Source organism: Mesorhizobium sp. M6A.T.Cr.TU.017.01.1.1 (assembly GCF_004023115.1).
In the GTDB taxonomy this organism is placed as follows: domain Bacteria; phylum Pseudomonadota; class Alphaproteobacteria; order Rhizobiales; family Rhizobiaceae; genus Mesorhizobium; species Mesorhizobium mediterraneum.
Genome location: NZ_RZTA01000075.1, coordinates 16,136 through 32,854 on the forward strand (window position 1 = coordinate 16,136; position 16,719 = coordinate 32,854).

14 protein-coding genes, 1 other RNA gene and 1 pseudogene are annotated in these 16,719 nt (G+C 62.6%); 6 read left to right on the plus strand and 10 right to left on the minus strand.

Features of this window, described 5'->3' with window-relative positions; translation table 11 throughout:
- Position 1: 1 nt before the first annotated feature.
- The 7 genes from EOB36_RS22030 to EOB36_RS22060 all read right to left on the minus strand — a co-directional run bounded on the left by EOB36_RS22030 (position 2) and on the right by EOB36_RS22060 (position 4,245).
- Positions 2–295, minus strand: coding sequence for a type II toxin-antitoxin system RelE/ParE family toxin (locus EOB36_RS22030; protein ID WP_095483323.1), 294 nt, complete (start codon positions 293–295; stop codon positions 2–4).
- The gene (locus EOB36_RS22035) at positions 292–576 is read right to left on the minus strand and encodes a type II toxin-antitoxin system ParD family antitoxin (RefSeq protein ID WP_128285677.1); all 285 of its coding nucleotides are present in this window, start codon (positions 574–576) and stop codon (positions 292–294) included. The genes EOB36_RS22030 and EOB36_RS22035 overlap by 4 nt, the downstream gene beginning before the upstream one ends.
- A gap of 180 nt (positions 577–756) precedes the next feature.
- An RNA gene (gene rnpB / locus EOB36_RS22040) (RNase P RNA component class A) lies at positions 757–1,154 on the minus strand.
- Positions 1,155–1,213: 59 nt separating this feature from the next.
- Positions 1,214–1,993, minus strand: coding sequence for a transglycosylase SLT domain-containing protein (locus tag EOB36_RS22045; protein ID WP_128285683.1), 780 nt, complete (start codon positions 1,991–1,993; stop codon positions 1,214–1,216).
- Between the two features lie 186 nt (positions 1,994–2,179).
- Positions 2,180–2,947, minus strand: coding sequence for an N-acetylmuramoyl-L-alanine amidase (locus EOB36_RS22050; RefSeq protein ID WP_095483320.1), 768 nt, complete (start codon positions 2,945–2,947; stop codon positions 2,180–2,182).
- Positions 2,944–3,663, minus strand: a complete 720-nt coding sequence (locus EOB36_RS22055; RefSeq protein WP_095483319.1) for a DnaJ family molecular chaperone — start codon at positions 3,661–3,663, stop codon at positions 2,944–2,946. Before EOB36_RS22055 ends, EOB36_RS22050 begins: the two co-directional genes overlap by 4 nt.
- 378 nt (positions 3,664–4,041) lie before the next feature.
- Positions 4,042–4,245: a hypothetical protein gene (locus tag EOB36_RS22060; protein ID WP_095483317.1), complete on the minus strand. Its 204-nt coding sequence runs from the start codon at positions 4,243–4,245 to the stop codon at positions 4,042–4,044.
- 178 nt (positions 4,246–4,423) lie between these two features.
- On the opposite strand from EOB36_RS22060, the gene EOB36_RS22065 reads away from it, so the two are divergent.
- The 3 genes from EOB36_RS22065 (at position 4,424) to EOB36_RS22075 (ending at position 10,351) form a co-directional block, all read left to right on the plus strand.
- The gene (locus EOB36_RS22065) at positions 4,424–8,338 is read left to right on the plus strand and encodes a hydantoinase B/oxoprolinase family protein (protein ID WP_128285678.1); all 3,915 of its coding nucleotides are present in this window, start codon (positions 4,424–4,426) and stop codon (positions 8,336–8,338) included.
- Positions 8,339–8,420: 82 nt separating this feature from the next.
- Positions 8,421–9,668 carry a DUF3419 family protein gene (locus EOB36_RS22070; protein ID WP_245329759.1) on the plus strand — a complete coding sequence of 416 codons (1,248 nt, stop codon included), beginning with the start codon at positions 8,421–8,423 and terminating at the stop codon, positions 9,666–9,668.
- Positions 9,665–10,351, plus strand: coding sequence for a class I SAM-dependent methyltransferase (locus EOB36_RS22075; protein WP_128285679.1), 687 nt, complete (start codon positions 9,665–9,667; stop codon positions 10,349–10,351). Before EOB36_RS22070 ends, EOB36_RS22075 begins: the two co-directional genes overlap by 4 nt.
- 5 nt (positions 10,352–10,356) lie before the next feature.
- On the opposite strand, the gene EOB36_RS22080 is transcribed toward EOB36_RS22075, so the two are convergent.
- Positions 10,357–11,736, minus strand: a complete 1,380-nt coding sequence (locus EOB36_RS22080; RefSeq protein WP_128285680.1) for a serine hydrolase — start codon at positions 11,734–11,736, stop codon at positions 10,357–10,359.
- Between the two features lie 222 nt (positions 11,737–11,958).
- Here EOB36_RS22080 and EOB36_RS22085 point away from each other — a divergent pair, with 222 nt between their 5' ends.
- Together EOB36_RS22085 and EOB36_RS22090 are read left to right on the plus strand one after the other, a co-directional pair.
- Positions 11,959–12,750 (plus strand): GH25 family lysozyme, encoded by a 792-nt coding sequence (locus EOB36_RS22085; protein ID WP_095483313.1) that lies wholly within the window; start codon positions 11,959–11,961, stop codon positions 12,748–12,750.
- An 80-nt stretch (positions 12,751–12,830) separates the two neighbouring features.
- On the plus strand, positions 12,831–14,006 hold the full coding sequence (locus EOB36_RS22090) for a lytic murein transglycosylase (protein ID WP_128285681.1): 1,176 nt from the start codon (positions 12,831–12,833) through the stop codon (positions 14,004–14,006).
- A gap of 224 nt (positions 14,007–14,230) precedes the next feature.
- On the opposite strand, the gene EOB36_RS22095 is transcribed toward EOB36_RS22090, so the two are convergent.
- Positions 14,231–15,124, minus strand: coding sequence for a LysR family transcriptional regulator (locus EOB36_RS22095; RefSeq protein ID WP_095482868.1), 894 nt, complete (start codon positions 15,122–15,124; stop codon positions 14,231–14,233).
- 131 nt (positions 15,125–15,255) lie between these two features.
- Here EOB36_RS22095 and EOB36_RS22100 point away from each other — a divergent pair, with 131 nt between their 5' ends.
- Complete coding sequence (locus EOB36_RS22100; protein ID WP_128285682.1) at positions 15,256–15,987, plus strand: SDR family oxidoreductase; 732 nt, start codon at positions 15,256–15,258, stop codon at positions 15,985–15,987.
- A gap of 12 nt (positions 15,988–15,999) precedes the next feature.
- Here EOB36_RS22100 and EOB36_RS22105 read toward each other — a convergent pair.
- Positions 16,000–16,719 (minus strand): annotated as a pseudogene (locus EOB36_RS22105) (ornithine decarboxylase); the annotation flags it as partial.

Below are 16,719 nucleotides of genomic sequence, written 5' to 3' on the forward strand. Positions count from 1 at the left end.
ATCACGAGCCGACGTCGTCGGCCTCGATATTGCGCCGGCCATGCAGCACGCGCAGGATTTCGACTGAATCCTCGCCGACACGGTACAAGGTGAGATATTCGCCGACGACTAGATGGCGAATGCCGGGCGCAATGTCTTCGCGCGGCGCGCCTGAGAAAGGATGCAGGGTCAGCAAATCCCAACGCCTCTCCAAGGTGTCCACGAGGCGGACCGCCGCATTAGGATTGTGTTCGGCAATGTAGTCGCCGATAAGTTCGAGGTCGATCAATGCCTGAGGAAGCAGGCGGTATTTCACTCCTCAAGGCCCTTGGCCTCGGCTATTTTCAGATATTTGGCGCGCAATCGTTCCATGATTGGCGGCCCGTCCAGCGCCGGTCCGCTGTCGATCCCCTCCTGTACCAGCTTGCGCAACTCCTCGACCGTATAGCCGTGCAGATCGCGCCGGTCCTTCCATTGCCTGAGCGCGTCGCGGATCACCTCGCTCGCCGAAGCGTACTCGCCGGCGGCGACCACGTCGTCGACCGCCGCCGCCAGTTCCGGCGAAAGCGTGATGCTGCGTTTATCGCCCTGACCCATGATGCGCTCCTGATATTGCCCGTATATATGGTACGATTTAATCGCACCAACTTCAAGAAACGCTTGTTCCTGGCACAGGCCCCGCAAGCTGATTCAGTCAATGAAGCGCCTGAACCAGCAGGCGCGCCCGAAGGCGCAACCTGCTGATATCAGGGAATTTCCTTGTAGAATCTAGAAGAAATTGCCAGCTGGCCTGTAAGCCGGGTTCTGTATGGCCCTCGCCCCTTGCGGGACGAGAACGTGGCGGCCATTCATCTTGGGCGCATGTTGCCATGCGCCTCACGCAACCTACCCGGACGGTGAGCCGGAAACAGCCCTCGAGGGTTTCCCCTCGCACCGCCCCTATTCGGTCTTGCTCCCGGTGGGGTTTACCGTGCCGCTCCTGTTGCCAGTCGCGCGGTGGGCTCTTACCCCACCCTTTCACCCTTACCACGACGGATCGTGGCGGTTTGCTTTCTGTGGCACTTTCCCTAGGGTCGCCCCCGCCGGCCATTAACCGGCACCGTGTCTCCATGGAGCCCGGACTTTCCTCACCCGCAGCCTTTCGGCTTCGCGGGTGCGGCCGCCCGGCCAGCTGGCAAGGCGTATAAAGGGGTTCACGTCCGAAAACGCAAATAAAAAAGCAGGTTGTGACTTATTACGCCGGCGCCCCAAGCGCGGCCAACTGCACCTTGACCTTGCCGCAATAGGCCGCGGATATCGGGTTCATCCGCTTGGCGCCATGCCCGGCATTATACTTCAGGATCGTGCCGCAGGTCGTGCCGCCGCCGAGGTTCCGCGCCATGGCGAGATACTTCATGCCGTATTTGATGTTGGTCTCGGGATCGTAGAGACCCTTGATCGAGCCGCTGTAACCCATCATCCGCGCCGTCGACGGCTTGATCTGCATCAGGCCGATCTCACCGGCGCTGCCGACCTGGTTCGGCTGAAAGCTGCTCTCGATCATGATGACGGCCTTGGCGAGCGAGACCGGCACACCGTTGCTGGCGGCATGACGCTCGATGATCGTAGAATACTGGTCATTGCCGCCAGCGGCCGCCGCCTTCGGCGCCGTCGCCCGACTTTTCCGGCCGATCGACGCCGTCGTCGCCTGGTCGATGCGGGTCCTGTTGCGCTTCACATGCCGCTTGGAGACTGCCTTTTTTGCAGAGGTTGGCTTTTTCACTTTTACCCCAGCTTTTTCCGCCTTTGCGGATGCTGGTTTTTTCACACTTACCGCAGCAGCTTTTACCGCCTTTGCGGAGACCGTCCTTTTTTCCTTCGCAACTTGGCCGGCTTTCGGCGTGGCGATTTTGTCGGACGCGGTAATGAAACCCTGGTCGGCTCGCTGGCTCAGTGGCGCGCCATTGGCCGCACCGATGGCAAAAGTCATTACGCCGGCAGCAACAGCTGCCGTTAAAACGGTCAATTTCTGCATGGGATCCTGTTCTGTCTGAACCGCGCGAAGAACTTCACGCAGGTACGCTAAATCAACATCGGAACATATGGGGGGCTGTAGGTCCGACAACTTGCACGGACCGCCTTTGACGGTCGAATTAGCGGCAAAGAAGGCGAGGCAAGTCACTTTAAGTGACAGATTGTAATTTAACGACTAAGATAAAGACTACCTGGTCGGAGCTGCCCTTACGGAGGCAAGCAGTCTTTCCAGCGTGCGGATTGTCGATCCGTCGGCCACGCCATCCACTTTGCGTTGCCGGAAATGCCGCTGGAAAGCCTCGACGACGATTTCGGTCTGCCGGTCGAAAGCACCTGATATCTCCACGCCATAACCATAGAGCGCCAGCATCGACTGCAACGCCTCGACTTCAGCATCCGTGTCGCCGACTTTCAGCACCGCGCCATGCCTGACGGGTGCCGCTTCGACGAGGTGGCCGACACCGGCTTCGGACAGCGCCTTCCAGGGGAATTTCTCGCCCGGATCGATCTTGCGTCCCGGCGCGACGTCGGAATGGGCGAGCACCCGTTGAGCTGGAATCGAATGGCGCTGAACAATTCCCTTGCACAAACCGATGACGGCATCGATCTGCCGTTTCGGAAAATTCCGATAGCCCAGCGAATGCCCGGGATTGACGATCTCGATGCCGACCGAACAGGAGTTGATGTCGCTGCGTCCGAACCACGAACTCTTACCGGCATGCCAGGCACGGTCGCTTTCCCTGACCATCTGGACGATGCGGCCATCCTCATGGACGAGATAGTGCGATGAAACCTCGCTCGCCGGATCGCACAGCCAGGCTTCGGCGCCGGCGCCGGTCTTCATACCGGTGTAGTGCAGCACGACCATATCGGGCTTGGCCGTCTCGCGTCGTGGACCGAAATTCGGCGATACCCTTACCTCGGCGCTCGGCTCGTCGGGCAGGAAGCCGCTCATGCGTGCCGCAGGCCTCGTTCGATCATCTCATAGGCCGCGTTGATCGCCGCTATCCTGCTCGTTGCGATCTTGATGAACTCCTGCGGCAGGCCGCGTGCGATCAGCCGGTCGGGATGGTTGTCCGAAACCAGCTTGCGATAACGTTTTCGGACCTCCTCGAACGGTTTTCCCCGCTCGATGCCAAGCACGACATAGGGATCGGCCGCACCCAGGTCGACGTGCCGAGCCAGAATGCTCTGGTAATGCGCCTCCTCGATCCGGAAGATCTCGGCGATACGATGCAGGAACTGGCCTTCGCGCTCATGAACCAGCCCGTCAGCCTTGGCGATGTGGAACAGCCCGTCGAGAATGTCCTCCAGCATCGCGCAGTTCGAATGGCCGGAGCCGCAAAGCTGCGCCATGCGCGCGGCATAGGTCTCGAAGCCGGCGATGTCGCGCTTGGCCAGATCGTAGAGCCGCGCCACATTGCGCGTCTGCTCCTTCGGCACCTCGAATATTTGCTGGAAGGCGCGCACCTCGTCCTGCGTTACGATGCCGTCGGCCTTGGCCATCTTGGCCGACAGCGCGATCATCGCCACCGAGAAGGCGACGCGCCGGCGCAGATCCGGATCGCCGGAGAAAACCGTGCGCACGGCTTCAACCACGTCGGCGACACCCGACGAGGTTGAGGACGAAACGCGCGTGATGAAGTCGCCGAGGCGATCCCAAATCGACATGAGCACCTATTAGGGCTAACCGGGCACCGCTATCAAGCGAAGACAATGCCGCAGGGCCGGCTAACCGATTTCGCGGGATGCCTGAAGCAGCTGGCGCTAACCGTCGATCATGGAATGCACCGGCATAGCGCGCAAAACCGCAGGCCTTTGCGGCATCTTGCTGTTCGTTTCCGCCATGGCGGCGAGCTTCGGCTATGTCGTCTCGGGGAAACGGGCGCGGGAAATGCCGGCTGATAGGGTCGTCTGCTGGGGCGAAAAAGTGACAGACAAAACCATCACGCTTGCGGTGATGGCCATCGCCGCAAGGCGCGCGTGTCTTGAAACAGATGCCGGGAAGGCCGGCATCTTACCGGCCTTCCCGGTCCTCAGTCAGATAAACTACTGCGCCGGCGCAGGAGCAGGCTCTGCCGGAGCCGGCTCAGCCGGCTTCGTGGCGTCAGGAGCCGGCTGCATCGGCTGTTCGGCCGCCGGCGGATTAGTGCTCTGCGTGGTTGTGGCGTCCCCGCCCGTGCCGCTGTCGCTGCAAGCCGCAACGCCAAGCAGGGCAAGCGCCGAAAACGACGCAAGAATGAGTTTCTTCATGGTATCTCTCCTCTAATCACGCCCCCGCTAACGGTGACGATCGAGGACAGAATGCATCAGGCGCCTATGAGTTTCGTAACGTTGCATTTCCGTATGTAACATCATCTGCTTTTGCCGTTGCCGGTCGGGCTACTGCGAATTAACACATTGAATCAACAAAATGCCTGGGAGAGCTGCCGTGACCGCCAAATGGGATTTCTGGATCGACCGCGGCGGCACCTTCACCGATGTCATCGGCCGTGACCCGAAAGGCGGGCTGCGCCCACGCAAGCTGCTGTCCGAGAATCCTGAAGCCTATGCCGACGCCGCCATCCAGGGCATTCGCGAGCTGCTTGGATTAAAATCCGGCGCTCCGATCCCATCAAGCCTGATCGGCGACATCAAGATGGGCACCACCGTTGCCACCAACGCGCTGCTGGAGCGCAAGGGCGACCGTGTGCTGCTGCTCATCACCAGGGGATTCCGTGACGCGCTGAGGATCGCCTATCAGGCGCGGCCCGACATCTTCGCCAAGGAAATCATTCTTCCCGAACAGCTCTACGAACGCGTCATCGAGGTCGACGAGCGCGTGCGCGCCGACGGGAATGTCGAACGGCTGCTCGACATGGCCGCCTGCCGGCCGGCCATCGAGCAAGCCAGGGCCGACGGCATCGACGCCGTGGCGATCGTCTTCATGCATGCCTGGAAATATCCCGACCACGAAAAGGCCGTTGCAAAAGTCTGCAGGAAACTGGGTTTTCGCCAAGTCTCGGTCAGTCACGAGGTCTCGCCACTCATCAAGCTGGTCGGCCGCGGCGACACCACGGTGGTCGACGCCTATTTGTCGCCGATCCTGGCAAGGTATGTGCAGAAGGTGGCGGGAGAGCTGGGCGCGGCGCCAATCTCCCCCCTTGTGGGGGAGATGTCGGCGAAGCCGACAGAGGGGGGCGCTGTCCCGCCAGCATCTCAGCATCCCAGTGACGTCAATCATGACACAAAGCACCCTACGGCGCCCCCCTCTGCCCTGCCGGGCATCTCCCCCACGAGGGGGGAGATTGGCCAATCCCCCCGCCTGATGTTCATGATGTCGTCGGGAGGCCTCACCGCTGCTGACATGTTCCAGGGAAAGGACGCGCTGTTGTCCGGCCCGGCCGGCGGCGTCGTCGGCATGGTCGAGACGGCAAAACTCGCCGGTTTCAACAGGGTCATCGGCTTCGACATGGGCGGCACCTCGACCGACGTCGCCCATTATGACGGCGACTATGAGCGCGCCTTCGACACCGAGGTTGCCGGCGTGCGCATCCGCGCGCCGATGATGCGCATCCACACTGTGGCCGCCGGCGGCGGCTCGATCCTGCATTACGAGGCCGGCCGCTTCCGCGCCGGGCCGGATTCGGCCGGCGCCAATCCTGGCCCGGCTGCGTACCGGCGCGGCGGCCCGCTGGCCGTCACCGACGCCAATGTCATGTTGGGCAAGCTGCAACCCGACTTCTTTCCGGCCATTTTCGGACCCGGCCAGAACGAGCCGCTCGACGTGCAGACCGTGCGCGAGAAATTCGCAGCGCTCGCCGCCGAAATCGGCGACGGCCGGACGCCGGAGGCTGTCGCCGAAGGGTTCGTCACCATCGCTGTGGAAAACATGGCCAACGCAATCAAGAAGATTTCCGTGCAGCGCGGCTACGATGTCACCGAATATCTCCTGAACTGTTTCGGTGGCGCCGGCGGCCAGCACGCCTGCCTCGTTGCCGACGCACTCGGCATGGAAGCGGTGCTGATCCATCCTTTCTCCGGCCTGCTTTCGGCATACGGCATTGGATTGTCCTCGATTTTTTCGTCGCGCCAGCAGGCGCTGCTGAAACCGCTGGCGGAAGACTCCAGGCCGGCAATCGACGATCTCATCGCGACGTTGCGAAAAGCCGTCATCGACGAGCTTGCCGCGCAAGGCATCACCGAGGACGCTGTCGTCTCGAAACCGGTGCTGCAGGTCCGCTATGACGGCACCGACACTGCATTGCCGGTGAATTTCGAGCACGGCTCGATCACACGGGCCAAGGGCGATTTCGAAACGGTCCACAAGGCGCAGTTCGGTTTCGTCTATGACGACAAGCCGATGATCGTGGAATCGGTCGGCGTCGAAGGCATCGACACCGGCGGCACCGGCCGCGAGGAAAGTGATTCAGCCCTTGAGGACATCGCCGCAACCCCTGCGGAGAATAGGAAGATCTTCGCCGACGGCGCCTGGCGCGACGCCAATATCTTTCCTCGCGAAACACTGAAACCGGGTAACAAGGTTGCCGGCCCTGCTTTGATCATCGAGCCGAACCAGACCATCGTCGTCGAGCCGGGCTGGCAGGCCGAGATCACCGCCAAGAACCATGTGCTCTTGCGCCGCATCGAGAAAAAGCGCCGGCAGGCGGCGCTCGGCACTGAGGCCGATCCGGTCATGCTGGAGGTGTTCAACAACCTGTTCATGTCGATCGCCGAACAAATGGGCGTGACGCTTCAAAACACTGCCTATTCCGTCAACATCAAGGAACGGCTGGATTTCTCCTGCGCCGTCTTCGACCGGAATGGCGCGCTGGTCGCCAACGCGCCGCACATGCCGGTGCATCTCGGCTCCATGGACCGCTCGGTGGAAACCATCATTCGGCTCAACTCGGGCGACATCCACCCCGGCGACGTCTTTGCCCTCAACGCGCCCTACAATGGCGGCACGCATCTGCCTGATATTACGGTGGTGACGCCGGTGTTCGAGGAAGCGCGCCCAATCTCCCCCCTTGAGGGGGAGATGTCGGCGAAGCCGACAGAGGGGGGCGCTGTCCCGCCAACCTCTCATTCTGTCACGCCCCCCTCTGCCCTGCCGGGCATCTCCCCCTCAAGGGGGGAGATCGGCCAATCGCCGGAGATCCTCTTTTACGTCGCCTCGCGCGGCCATCATGCCGACATCGGCGGCACGGCGCCCGGCTCGATGACGCCGCTTGCCACCACGGTCGACGAGGAAGGCGTGCTGTTCGACAATTTCCGCATCGTCGATCGCGGCCGGTTCCGCGAGAAGGAACTGGAGACGCTGCTCACCGACCACCCCTACCCCGCGCGCAATCCGCACCAGAACATCGCCGACCTCAAGGCGCAGATTGCCGCCAACGAAAAGGGCGTTGCCGAGCTGCGCAAGATGGTCGCGCATTTCGGTCTCGATGTCGTCGAGGCCTATATGGGTCACGTCCAGGACAACGCAGCCGAAAGCGTGCGCCGCGTGCTGGAGCGGCTGCCCGACAGCTCCGTATACGAGTATCCGACCGACACCGGCCAGGTCATCAAGGTGAAGATCTCGGTCGACCGGCAAAAGCGCGAGGCGACCGTCGACTTCACCGGCACGTCGCCGGTCATGAAGAACAATTTCAACGCTCCCGAGCCGGTCGCCCGCGCAGCCGTGCTCTATGTCTTCCGCGTCATGGTCGAGGACATGATCCCGATGAATGCCGGGTGTCTGAGACCCATCAACATCATCATCCCCGATGGCTCGATGCTGAAGCCCGCCTATCCGGCTGCCGTCGTCGCCGGCAATGTCGAAACCTCCCAACATGTCACCAATGCGCTGCTCGGCGCCATGGGCGCGATGGCCAACGCGCAAGGCACGATGAACAACCTCACCTTCGGCAACAAGCAGTACCAGTATTACGAGACGATCTGCTCCGGCTCGCCGGCAGGCCGGATGAACAACGGCCGCGGCTTTGCCGGCACCTCCGGCGTCCACACCCACATGACCAATTCGCGCTTGACCGACCCGGAAGTGCTGGAATTGCGTTTTCCCGTCTTGCTCGAGGATTTCCACATCCGCGAAGGCTCCGGCGGCAAAGGCAAATGGAGTGCCGGCGACGGCACCAAGCGCACCATCCGCTTCCTTGAAAAGATGGAATGCGCCATCCTGTCCTCGCACCGCAACCGCCCGCCGCAAGGCCTGGACGGCGGCGGCGATGGCGAGGCCGGCTCGACCAAGGTCCGCCGCAAGGATGGCCGCGTCGAAGTCCTAAAGGCTTGCGACCAGACGGTGCTGGAGGCCGACGACGCCGTCATCCTCACGACACCGACGCCAGGTGGGTTTGGCGAGGCCTGAGTTAGCTTCAACAGGTTGTCACCGGCCTGTCATAACGCTGCGCTACCCGCTTGCGCCAGAGCAAATGGGGAATCGCCTTGTCATGACGGATCTTTCCGGAGAACTGGTTTTTCGCCGCGGCAAGGAAGTTGGCAAGGCCGTCTATCAGAATCGCCCGCTGTCGAAGGCCGGCCTCTCCGAACGGCTCTTCGCCTTTTTGTTTTCCGGCCTCGTCTATCCGCAGATCTGGGAAGACCCCGACGTCGACATGGACGCGATGCAGCTTGATCAGGGCCACCGTGTCGTCACCATCGCCTCGGGCGGCTGCAACATCCTTGCCTATCTCACCCGGTCGCCGGAGAGGATCGACGCCGTCGATCTCAACACCGCCCACATCGCGCTGAACCGCATGAAGCTCGAGGCGGTGCGTCATCTGCCCTCGCAGGGCGACCTGTTCCGTTTCTTCGGCGCTGCCGAGACCCGTCACAATTCGCAAGCCTACGACCGCTTCATCGCGCCGCATCTCGATCCGGTCAGCCGCCACTATTGGGAGCATCGCAACTGGCGCAGGCGTCGCCGCATCGCCGTCTTCGACCGCAATTTCTACCAGACCGGCCTGCTCGGCCTGTTCATCGCCATGGGCCACCGCACTGCCAAGTTCTTCGGGGTCGACCCGGCCGGCATCATGGAAGCCAAAAGCCTCGCCGATCAGCGCCGCTTCTTCAATGAGGAGTTGGCGCCGGTCTTCGAAAAGCCGCTGCTGAAATGGGCCACCTCGCGAAAGGCCTCGCTGTTCGGGCTCGGCATTCCGCCGGCGCAGTACGATTCGCTGATCACCTCGGGCGACGGCACCATGGCCAGCGTGCTGAAGGCCCGGCTCGAAAAGCTCGCTTGCGATTTTCCGCTAGAGAACAACTATTTCGCCTGGCAGGCTTTTGCCCGCCGCTATCCCAATCCTGGCGAGGCGGCGCTGCCCGCCTATCTCGAAAAGCGCAACTACAAGACGATCCGCAACAATGTCGACCGCGTCGCCATACACCATGCCAATCTGATCGAATTCCTCGCCGGCAAGGATGCCGGTTCCGTCGACCGCTTCGTCCTGCTCGACGCGCAGGACTGGATGACCGACGACCAGCTCAACGCGCTATGGGCCGAGATCACCCGCACCGCGTCGACTGATGCCCGCGTCATCTTCCGCACCGCGGCCGAACCCAGCCTGCTGCCCGGCCGTGTCTCGAATTCGCTGCTCGACCAATGGAGCTATGCGGACGAAGCCTCGCGCGAATTCTCGGCCCGCGACCGTTCGGCCATCTATGGCGGTTTCCACCTTTATGTGAAGCTGTCCGCATGAGCACGACCGAACTGCCGGCCAGGCACGCCGAACCGCCGGCCAGGCATGCCGAACTGATGGACGGCGTCTACCGCTGGCAGCGCCATATCTACGACCTGACCCGCAAATATTACCTGCTCGGCCGCGACCGGCTGATATCAGGGCTGGATGTGCCCGCCGACGGCACGGTGCTAGAACTCGGCTGCGGCACCGGCCGCAACATCGTGCTTGCCGCCCGCCGCTATCCCGACGCCCGCTTCTTCGGTCTCGATATTTCGGCCGAAATGTTGGAAACGGCCATGGCTGCCATTGCCCGCGAAGGCCTGTCCGGCCTCGTCAAGCTGGCGCGCGGCGACGCAACGGATTTCGACGCGAAAGCACTGTTTTCTGTCGAAAGTTTCGACCGCATTTTTGTCTCATATTCGCTATCGATGATCCCCGGTTGGGAGAAGACAATTTCCGCGGCACTTGGAGCCCTGTCGGCTGGCGGCTCGCTGCACGTCGTCGATTTCGGCCAGCAGGAGGCCCTGCCCGGCTGGTTCCGCACACTGCTGCGCGGCTGGCTGAGAAAATTCCATGTCGAGCCGCGTGAATCCCTGCGCGATGTCCTGGAATCGGAGTCCGAGCGGATCGGCGCAAGCCTTCGGTTCAGAACACTGTATCGCGGCTATGCGTGGCTCGCTGTGGTCGGACCGCGCAGATAGCTTTTCTATTGCAGCGCCTTCACCAGCGCTGCCACCATGACCTGCGGCCGATAGCCGAGCTTGGCCGGTGTCAGCCCAAGCCGCACCACCACCAGCTGCTCCGAGGGGGCGATGGCGATGGTCTGCCCGTCATGGCCCTCCATCCAGTAGGTGTCCCCAGGCAAGCCCGCAGCGGTGCCGGCGCCGGGGCTCTCCTCGTCGCCCGGCCCCTCGATCCACAATTGGCCCCTGCCGTAGACCTTCGAGGCCGGTGCAGCTTCCCGCATCCAGTTGACGAAACCCGCAGGCAGGATCTCCTTGCCGTTCCAGACACCGTCCTGCAGCAGGAACTGGCCAAAGCGCGCCCAGTCGCGCGCGGTGGCGTAGAGATGAGACGAGCCGACGAAGGTGCCGTGCTCGTCGGCCTCCAGCACCGCGCTCTGCATGCCCAGCGGGTCGAACAGCGCAACCCTCGGCCACGCCAGCGCCTTGTCCTTGTCGCCGATGGCATCCTGCCAAAGCCTGGACAGCATCACTGCCGTGCCGCTCGAATAGGAAAACACCTTGCCGACCTCGCCGGTCAGCGGCTTGGATCCGGCAAAGCCGGCCATATCAGGCTCGAGATAAAGCATCCGCGTCACGTCGGCGACGTCGCCATACTCCTCGTTGAACTCCAGCCCGCTCGACATTGCCATCATATCGGCGAGGCTGATGGCAGCGCGGCCGTCCGTTTTCCAGGGTCCGAACAGCCCCTGGTTCGTCATCGCCATCTTGCCGTCTTTCACCACCGTGCCGACGATCGCGGCGTTTACCGTCTTGGTCATCGACCAGCCGAGCAGCGGTGTCTTCTCGGAAAAGCCGGCGCCATAACGCTCGGCGATGATGCGGCCGTTCTTGACCACCACCACCGCTCGCATACCGGCGCCAGTCATTGCGGGATCATCAAGGATTTGCGCGATTTCGGGGTTCTGCGAGACGTCGACCTTGTCGCCGTCCGGCCAGAGCAAATCGAGCGGCGGTGCTGGCGTCAGCGCCGCCCCGATGACCGCCTTGGCAGCGGTAACATTGCCGTCCGGAACCGACGTGCAGCCGAGCCCGTCACGAACGACCGCGACGCTCTTGCCGAACACGCCAAACAGCCCCGCCGAAACCGTGCCCTGCTTCTTGTCGACAGAGATCCTCATCAGCCTCAGCAATGGATGGCCTGGCGCCTGCACGTCGACGGCGAGCACCTCATTGGCATCGCGTCCGGCGATAAAGACATTCGAGCAGACGATCTTGGCCGAATAACCCGAGCCGACGCGGATCAGTTCCGGCGGCGCCAAATACAGCCAGGCGGCGAGTGCTGCGACCGCCAGCACGACCAGCCCGACCAGCCATTTCACCAGCCTTAGAACAGTCCGCATTTTCCGACTCCCCCGGACGCTCATCTATGTCATTGATTTGCCGCCATTGCTTCGGCAAAATCGCGGCTCCTGTCGAGCGCCGTGAACGGAATATCAACCATGGTCGGCGATGACCAGGGATAGGAGCGGTCCTGTGGGGTGATCGCTTTGGGGGTACGGTCGAGGGGGCCACCTGCAGCAACAACCCATCAGCGGCCGGCTGAAACCGGTTCAGGAGTGGCGATGCGCCGTTTCGCGGCTTTCATCATGCTGACGTTGCTGGGCGCCTGCTCGACCGTCGACGATCTTGCCCCGTCGCTGCCGAGCGCCCCGACGGTTGCGGTGCGTGCACCCCGTTTTGACGACTCCGACCCGCATGAGTGGGAAAGCGGCGCGCCGTGGAGCTATGCGGTTCACGGCACCGACGTCTCCAAATACCAGACCTCGGTCGATTGGCCGGCGGCCAGGGCCAGCGGCATTTCCTTCGTTTTCATCAAGGCGACTGAAGGCGGCGATCGCTTCGACGAATATTTCGACGAGCATTGGAGCCGCACGAAAGCCTCGGGAATTCCGCGCGCGGCCTATCATTTCTACTATTTTTGCACGCCGGCCGCCACGCAGGCGCGCTGGTTCATCAAGAACGTGCCCAAAGACCGCTCGGCGATGCCGCCGGTTCTCGACATGGAATGGAACGCCAAGTCGCCGACTTGCAGGCTGCGGCCCGATGCGGCCACGGTGCGTAGCGAGATGAGCATATTCCTCGAAATCGTCGAAAGACACTATGGCAAGAAGCCGATCATCTACACCTCGATCGATTTCTTCGACGACAACGGCCTGTCGGCTTTCCGCGGCTACCCCTATTGGCTGCGCTCGGTGGCCGGGCACCCGCGCGAGAAATACGGTAGCCACCCCTTCACTTTCTGGCAGTACACCGGAACCGGCGTCGTGCCGGGCATGAGGGGCAATGCCGACATCAATGTCTTCAACGGCTCGGAAGCAGCCTGGAACAAGTGGCTGCGGCAGAACACCCGTTGACACCGGGCCTGCCGCCTGCTTTTCGACACAGCCAGTGAAGGACGCCTGCAACCGCCGGTAATCTTCTTGGAAGGATGGCGATGCGATTGCGCTTGGAAATTCTCGCGGCGCTGCTTCTGGCCGCCACGGCGCCAGCGGTGGCACAGCAATGCGGCGGCGATTTCGAGGCGTGGAAGCAGGGCGTGGCGGCTGAGGCCAAGAGCGCCGGCGTCGGCACTGCCGGCCTTGAGGCGCTGGAAAACGCCACCGCCGATGAAAAGGTGCTGGCACGCGACCGCTCCCAAGGCGTCTTTACCCAGACCTTCGTTGAGTTCTCGAACCGTATGATCTCGTCCCATAGGCTGAAGCAGGGCGCGGCCAATCTGAAGAAATACGCGGATGTTTTTGCCCGCGCCGACCGGGAATTTGGCGTCCAGCCACCGATCATCGCCGCTTTCTGGGCGCTAGAAACCGATTTCGGCGCTGTGCAGGGCGATTTCCACACGCTGAACGCACTGGTCACGCTCTCGCATGACTGCCGCCGCCCGCAACTCTTCCGGCCGCAGATCACGCCGCTGCTGACCCTCATCGATCGCGGCGTCGTGCCGGCCGATGTCACCGGCGCTTGGGCGGGCGAAATCGGCCAGACGCAGATGCTGCCGTCCGACTATCTCGGCCGCGGCGTCGATGGCGACGGCGACGGTCTGGTCGACCTGCGCAGCAGCGCGCCGGACGTGATCATGACCACGGCCAACAAGATCATGTCGCGCGGCTGGAATCGCGACCAGCCCTGGATCGAGGAAGTCCGCGTGCCAGACGACATGCCATGGGACCAGACCGGGCGCACCAACAAGCTGCCGCTGACGCAGTGGGCTCAGTGGGGTGTCACCAACCCGAATGGCACGCCGCTTGTCGACAACGGCCTAAAGGCAGGTCTCGCGCTGCCCATGGGTCGCAAGGGACCGGCCTTCCTCGTCTACGACAATTTCGACGTCTATCTCGAGTGGAACCAATCCTTCACCTATGCGCTGACCGCGGCAAATCTCGCCACGCGGCTGGCGGGCGCGCCGCAATTCGATCCGCGCAATCCCGAACCCGGCCTCAACGGCGACCAGATGAGGGCCTTGCAGACGAAGCTGGAGGCCAAAGGCTATGACGTGGGCACGGTCGACGGCATCCTGGGCACCAACACCCGCGAGGCGATCCGCAAGGAGCAGAAGCGGCTAGGCTTACCGGTCGACGGCTGGCCGACACCGGAGCTTTTGGGGAAGCTGTAGCTCCTCTTCCTTCTCCCCTGTGGGAGAAGGTGGATCGGCGCGCAGCGCCGAGACGGATGAGGGGTGTTGGAAGAAACGCCAGCGCCGCGATCCGTCCAGCACCCCTCATCCGACCGAGCTGCGCTCGGCCACCTTCTCCCACAAGGGGAGAAGGGAAGAACTCACCCTGCCATTGTCTCCAAGGCTGGCAAATCCCTGCGGCGCGTCACCTTCATCGAACGGCATCATCGCCTGGCAAGCAGGAAGTCGATGAAGACGCGCAAGGCCGGCGGAACCTGCCGGGAGCTCGTATGATATAGGTAGAAGCCGGGAAATCGGGGCGACCAGGCTTCGAGAAAACGGATAAGCTTGCCGGCCTCGATCCACGGCCGAACCTGGTATTCCAGCATGTAAGCCACGCCGACCCCGTCCAGGGCCGCCCCGATCATCAGTTCCGTGTCGTTGACCGTCAGACCGCCGTTCACGGCTATTTCCAAAGCGCGCTGGCCTCGCGCAAACTCCCATCGATAGATGTTGCCGCCACCGGGCCATTGGAAATTGATACATTCGTGATGATGCAGGTCAGCGGGATGGCGGGGTATGGGGTGATGCTCCAGATAGCTGGGCGCCGCTACCGCGGCCATCTCCAGCTCCTCGCTGAGCTTCACCGCCACCATGTCCTTATGCAGCCGCTCACCAAGCCTGATTCCGGCATCGAATCGTCCCTCCACAATGTCGGTCAGCATGTCATCGATGATTATGGTGAGGGCAATATCGGGATAGGTGCGGCGGAAATCGCCGAGGATGGGCGCGATGAAACGCATCGCGGCAATGCGTGGAACATTGATGCGCAGCGAGCCTGCCGGTCGATCGCGTGAAGCATGCGCGTCGGCGACAGCCCCTTCGAGCTCGCTGAATGCCGGAGCGAGGCGGGCAAACAGCGTTTCGCCTGTTGCGGTCGGCGACACGCTGCGGGTCGTGCGGTTGAGCAGCCGGACACCGACACGCTCTTCCAGCCCGCGTATCGTCTGGCTAAGTGCGGATGGGGAAACCCTGAGCCTGGCCGCGGCGCGGACGAAGCTGCCTTCCTCGACGATCGCCGCAAACGCGTTCAGCTCGGAGAACTCGGTCCCTCGCATTATGTGCCCCATACTTAACAAGCCTATTCGATAATAGGCTATTATCTGAGCAATAGCATGCCCCTAACTTCCACATGGAACTGCCGCCCGATTTGGTGCGGCCGCACACCCAGACGAAAAAAGGGACAGCTATGTATCGTTCGCTTGAAGGCAAAACCGCGCTCGTGACGGGCAGTTCGCGCGGCATCGGACGCGCCATCGCCGAGGGGCTCGCGGCAAACGGCGCGGCCGTGGTCGTCAACTATGTCGGTAACGAGAAAGCCGCTCAGGAAGCCGTTGCTGCCATCCGCGAGAACGGCGGAAAGGCCGTCGCCATTCGGGCCGATATCTCCAGCGTTTCCAACATAAGCCGGCTTTTCGATGAGACCGAAAAGCAGATGGGGCCAATCGACATCGTTGTCGCCAATGTCGGCGTCGCCGTCATAAAGCCGTTCGTCGAGGCCACCGAAGCCGATTTCGACCATGTCTTCGGCGCCAACGCCAAAGGCACCTTCTTCACGCTTCAGGAGGCGGCGCGGCGCGTGCGCGATGGTGGCCGCATCATCGCCGTCTCCACAGGTGGAACCAAGATGTTCTTCACGCAGACCGCCCTTTATCTCGGCAGCAAAGGGGCCGTCGAACAGTTCGTCCGCGTCCTCTCGCGCGAGCTCGGACCGCGCGGCGTCACCGTGAATACGCTTTCGCCAGGCTTTACCGACACCGACCTGCTTCCGGAGCGGGACCGGGCCGTGGCCGCCGACATGTCGCCTTTCGGCAGGATCGGAGCGCCGCGGGATGTTGCCGATGTCGCGGTTTTCCTCGCCTCCGACGAGGCTCGCTGGCTGACCGGCGAGAACATCCAGGCCGGCGGCGGCGTAGCCTGACCTGCGTATGGCCTAATCCGCCATCGTCTCCAGGCTGGCAAACCCCTGCGGCGCGTCGCCTTCGTCGAACGGCGTTGTCACCTCGACGAATGTGTCGGGATAGAAGCCGTTGAACCGTGTCCTGAGCGACAACGAATAGGCGCCGATATGGCCGATCTCGATCCAGTCACCGGTATCGACCGTTTCCGGCAGCCAGAACGGCCGCGACAGGATGTCGACGGAATCGCAGGTCGCACCGCACACCTTGAACGGCACGATGGTCTTCTCCACGCCATTGCGCGAGCGGATCGCCGGGTCTGGAATGAAGCGCGCCGGCAGCGTGATCTTGCCGGTCCATGAATCCGACAGCGACGCCCAGATGCCGTCATTGATGTAGAGCCGCTTGCCCTTGCGCAGCAGCACGCGCACGATCAGCGACAGGCAGCGCGCCACGATCACCCTGCCCGGCTCCGCCACCAGCGGCATCTGGTCGAACTGGTATTCCTTCAAATCGCCCGACAGCCGCGACATGATCTGGCCGAGCGACGGCATCTCGATCTGCTTGCGGTTGGGATCATGGCCGTACTCGGCGGGAAAACCGCCACCGACGTCGAGCCCGGCAATGTCGAAGCTGACGCGGTTGCGCACCCAGTCGGCCGAGGCCAGCGCCCGCTCATAAGTGTCGGGATCCTCGATCTGGCCGAAAGGCTGAACCGGACGGGCTACAAGGTCGGCCTGTGCTTCCATGTCGGC

Excerpts from the sequence above, each read along its gene's own strand:
- EOB36_RS22035 (WP_128285677.1), bottom strand. The coding sequence starts at position 576 with ATGGGTCAGGGCGATAAACGCAGCATCACGCTTTCGCCGGAACTGGCG.
- EOB36_RS22045 (WP_128285683.1), bottom strand. The coding sequence starts at position 1,993 with ATGCAGAAATTGACCGTTTTAACGGCAGCTGTTGCTGCCGGCGTAATG.
- EOB36_RS22050 (WP_095483320.1), bottom strand. The coding sequence starts at position 2,947 with ATGAGCGGCTTCCTGCCCGACGAGCCGAGCGCCGAGGTAAGGGTATCG.
- EOB36_RS22055 (WP_095483319.1), bottom strand. The coding sequence starts at position 3,663 with ATGTCGATTTGGGATCGCCTCGGCGACTTCATCACGCGCGTTTCGTCC.
- EOB36_RS22060 (WP_095483317.1), bottom strand. The coding sequence starts at position 4,245 with ATGAAGAAACTCATTCTTGCGTCGTTTTCGGCGCTTGCCCTGCTTGGC.
- EOB36_RS22070 (WP_245329759.1), top strand. The coding sequence starts at position 8,421 with ATGACGGATCTTTCCGGAGAACTGGTTTTTCGCCGCGGCAAGGAAGTT.
- EOB36_RS22075 (WP_128285679.1), top strand. The coding sequence starts at position 9,665 with ATGAGCACGACCGAACTGCCGGCCAGGCACGCCGAACCGCCGGCCAGG.
- EOB36_RS22080 (WP_128285680.1), bottom strand. The coding sequence starts at position 11,736 with ATGCGGACTGTTCTAAGGCTGGTGAAATGGCTGGTCGGGCTGGTCGTG.
- EOB36_RS22085 (WP_095483313.1), top strand. The coding sequence starts at position 11,959 with ATGCGCCGTTTCGCGGCTTTCATCATGCTGACGTTGCTGGGCGCCTGC.
- EOB36_RS22090 (WP_128285681.1), top strand. The coding sequence starts at position 12,831 with ATGCGATTGCGCTTGGAAATTCTCGCGGCGCTGCTTCTGGCCGCCACG.
- EOB36_RS22095 (WP_095482868.1), bottom strand. The coding sequence starts at position 15,124 with ATGCGAGGGACCGAGTTCTCCGAGCTGAACGCGTTTGCGGCGATCGTC.
- EOB36_RS22100 (WP_128285682.1), top strand. The coding sequence starts at position 15,256 with ATGTATCGTTCGCTTGAAGGCAAAACCGCGCTCGTGACGGGCAGTTCG.